Below are 3,857 nucleotides of genomic sequence, written 5' to 3' on the forward strand. Positions count from 1 at the left end.
GTTCTCTCAATCCGTCGCCAACATCCCAGCGAACGGCGAAGTGACCGTCCACATTGAGTACGTGCACCCGTTGGAGATCGATGAAGATCGATATGTCTTCCGATTCCCCATGGTCGTCGGTCCCCGTTACATCCCAGGAACCCCGGTGACTCGTCCCAACGTGGGACGAGGCTGGGCGGCCGACACCGACCAAGTCCCCGATGCGTCGCGGATCACGCCCGATTCCCTTCCCGAAGGCATGCGAAACGGCAACGACGTGTTCGTCTCGGTCAAGATCGACGCCGCAATGCCAATCCAGCAAATCGTGCCAGTCACTCATGAGCTGGACATTCAGCAAACCTCAGAAACCCACGCCGTTATCACACTGAAGAATCAATCCACGATCGCCGACAAGGACTTCATCGTCGAATATCGTTTGGCCGGAGACGACAGCACCCTGGCCTCGTTGACCCATCGCGAATCCGAGGCAGAAGACGGTTACGTGATGTTGGCGCTACAACCCAAGTGGTCGATCGAGCCAACTGAAATCACACCTCGCGAAGTGATTCTGGTGCTGGACACCAGTGGATCGATGAACGGGCCCGCGATCAGCCAACTGCGTTTGTTCGCTGATCATGTGCTCGATCACTTGAACCCCAACGATGAATTCCGAGTCATCGCCTTCAGCAACCGTTCAACCGCATTCCAACCCGACGCAGTCTCAGCGACGGACACGAACATCCAATCCGCCAAACAATTCGTTCGCGGCCTGCGTGCCAGCGGAGGAACCAACCTGTTGCCCGCACTCAAGTTGGCACTCGGCGGCGAGGCAGACGAATCTGCCCGCCCACGCTACATGGTCCTGATGACCGACGCTCTCGTTGGCAACGACCACTCGATCCTTCGCTACCTGCGCCAGCCAGAATTCCAAGACGCTCGCGTGTTCCCCGTCGCATTCGGAGCCGCACCAAACGACTACTTGATCAGCCGAGCCGCCGAGATGGGACGCGGGTTTTCCACGCAAGTCACTAACCAAGACAACTCAACTGAGATCGCTCGCCGGTTCCATGAACTGACCAGCCAACCTTACATGACTGACTTGCAAATCGACTGGGGAGGATTGGTTGTCAAAGACCAAGTCCCTTCGCGGCTTCCCGATCTGTACGCGGGCAAACCTCTGATCGTCCTGGGCCGCTACGACACACCAGCAACCGGCACAATCACGCTGAAGGGCAACGTGTCTGGTCACCCTGTTCAGATGGGAATGGAGCTCGAACTTCCCGAACAAGAAGCCGAGCATGACTCGATCGGTCCGGTCTGGGCTCGCCGACGAATACGGCAAATTTGGAACCGTGACGTGGGAGCTGAAACGCCTGCGGGCCGCGCCGAGATCACTGAGTTGGGACTGAAGCATCAACTGATGACTCAGTACACATCGTTCATCGCCGTTGAGAAAGAACTTTCCGAAGCACCGCAAGGACAATTGGTCACCGAAGCCGTTCCAGTCATGACACCTGAAGGCATGTCCCGCGAATCAGCCGGCCGATCGGTCGCTGCTGCGAAACCAGCACCTCAACACCAAGCGTCCACGAACAACACACCCGCTGTGCCAGCCGCCGCCCCGGCAACCATCTCAACACCCTCGCCGGCTCCTAGATCGAGCGGTGGCAACTACGGGGGCGGCGGAGGAGGAGGCGGCGGACCGATCGGCCCGATCACCGGGATCGTTTCCCTCGGCGGCGCGGCGGCCGCGATGATGCGTCGACGCAAGTCGCGAAGCAGCAAACAGGATGTGGTCCGATGAGTGCCAGCGAATCACTGATCGCAACGCATCCCAAGACCAACGGCACATCGATCCAATCGATGTGCCGCCAGGGAAGCGGCTGGCTCCGACAGATCCCGGTGACGCTGCTGGTGTCAGTCATCGCCCTGGCGGCGTTCGCCTTCCCCGGCCTGACCGCTGGTCTGCAATTGGACTTTGCCTCTGTCGATTCCGGACAATGGTGGCGTCTTCTGTCCGGTCACCTCACCCACTTTGGCGGCGGTCATTTGTTTTGGGACTTGCTAATGTTCGCGGTCTTGAGTGCCGCGTGCGAACGACAGAATCCACGTTTCTATCCCATCGCTCTGATCGCGATGTCAGTTGGGATCTCCGCGACCATCCTGTTCATGTGCCAAGACGTCACGACCTATCGAGGCCTGAGTGGCATCGACACAGGATTGTTTGTTTGGTTCCTCGCCAACCAAATCCGCCAATCTGTCGCCGACCGAGACCGCACGTTCACGTGTTTCTGGAGTGTCGCCGGTTTCCTGCTCCTCGCCAAACTTGGCTACGAATTCACCACCGGCGAGATCCTGTTCGTTAACGCCGAAGGCTTTCAACCGCTGGTCGAATCCCACCTCTCCGGCGCGGTCCTGGGAGCAATCACTGCCAGCGCCGCAAGGTTTTTCCCCCGCGAGCCAGAACTCCAGTAGCTGACCGAGGCCCCTCAGTCAGCAACCATGTCCAACCGACTGAGAGGCCTCAGTCGGTTACGTTTCGGGACGATGCTGCACGCGTTCCATGCCGGCACATGCTGACCAATTCCCACCGAACGAAACCAACTCACCACCACATGTAGCCGACTGAGGCCTCTCAGTCGGCCAGCACCAGAAAAACAATATCGAAAAAGAGGAAAGTGTGTCTCCGACTGAGTGGCCGCAGTCGGTTACGAAGTGGGCGTCTTGAAGGTCTGGGAGATACAGCCTGAACTCGCTTTCTTTCAGCCCGGCTTTCACAGGGTTGTTTTGAATGTACGTGCGAAATTTCTGGAAGTGGTCCCCGTCCCGCACGAGATGATCGAAGCTTTCAGGTTGCCACAACCGGCCTTTGTGCCCGAGCAACTCGTTGATCCGTAGCGACTGGTAGTGTTTCCAATTTCGACACTGGTCCTTCAATGTCACGTTGCGATCAAAGCACACCAAAACGTGAACATGATTCGGCATCACAACGAAGCCACCCAGGCTGTATCGCGGTCCATCGAAATGCAGGAGGTTCTCGGCGACGACGTTGGAAACGTTTGGGTCTCGCAGCGGGCACGCCCCGTGCAATTCATCGAGACTGGCTTCCTGGATCGTTGCAAATTGTCGAGCGAACTGGCGTCGGACTCCCCAGTCCAAGCGACTGAATGCCGCAGTCCAATCGGAAGCGTATGGATCAATTCCAAGCCGCCGGAGCGCATCGGCTCGCTGTCGCTGCCACAAATCGAACGCAGCTTGCGGGATCGAATCGCGAGTGCGGTAGGTGATGAAGTACGTCGCACCCGGTTGTTCCCAATGGGGAAGAACACCGTATGTGACGGAGTACTCCTGCTTCGGATCAAAGAATCCAAACTGGCGACGATCGTTCGACATCCACTCAATTTACCCCCCAACCACCCACCACGTAGCCGACTGAGGCCCATCAGTCGGCCGAACACTGAAATTCAGTACCGGAGACACGGATGGGTCTCCGACTGAGAAGCCTCAGTCGGTTACATGTTGGGGATCGAGTCCTACTCCGGACGTCCTCCCTTCCTCCACACGATGCTTTCCCACGGACGAAGCCATGCATCCTCACTCGTAGCCGACTGAGGCCTCTCAGTCGGCCTAACACTGAAATTCAGCACCGAAGACAGCGATAGGTCTCCGACTGAGAAGCCTCAGTCGGTTACATGCTAGGGATCGAGTCCTACCCTGGACGTCCTCCCATCCTCCACACCATGCTTTCCCAGGCCCGCTGGGCATCGTGCCGCTGCCCTCGAAGTGGTACATCGAGTTCGGTAGTCCGATCGCCACCGACGTCTACGACGATGCCGCGGTGGAGGATCCGATGGTGTTGTTCGAGGTGACCGACCACG

The 3,857-nt window shown here is 58.2% G+C and carries 3 protein-coding genes; 2 read left to right on the forward strand and 1 reads right to left on the reverse strand.

The window, feature by feature from the left end; all coding sequences use genetic code 11:
* Window positions 1-1,783 (forward strand): VWA domain-containing protein (locus tag ACF8AM_RS23410; protein WP_392557973.1); only part of this gene is annotated, 1,783 nt, incomplete at its 5' end.
* Window positions 1,780-2,454, forward strand: coding sequence for a rhombosortase (gene rrtA / locus ACF8AM_RS23415; RefSeq protein ID WP_392557974.1), 675 nt, complete (start codon window positions 1,780-1,782; stop codon window positions 2,452-2,454). The genes ACF8AM_RS23410 and rrtA, both read left to right, overlap by 4 nt.
* A 57-nt stretch (window positions 2,455-2,511) precedes the next feature.
* Here the strand turns inward: rrtA and ACF8AM_RS23420 are convergent, their stop codons facing one another.
* Complete coding sequence (locus ACF8AM_RS23420) at window positions 2,512-3,372, reverse strand: transposase (RefSeq protein WP_392557975.1); 861 nt, start codon at window positions 3,370-3,372, stop codon at window positions 2,512-2,514.
* Between the last annotated feature and the right edge of the window lie 485 nt (window positions 3,373-3,857).

The sequence above is a fragment of the Rhodopirellula sp. JB055 genome (assembly GCF_043100905.1).
In the GTDB taxonomy this organism is placed as follows: Bacteria; Planctomycetota; Planctomycetia; order Pirellulales; family Pirellulaceae; genus Rhodopirellula.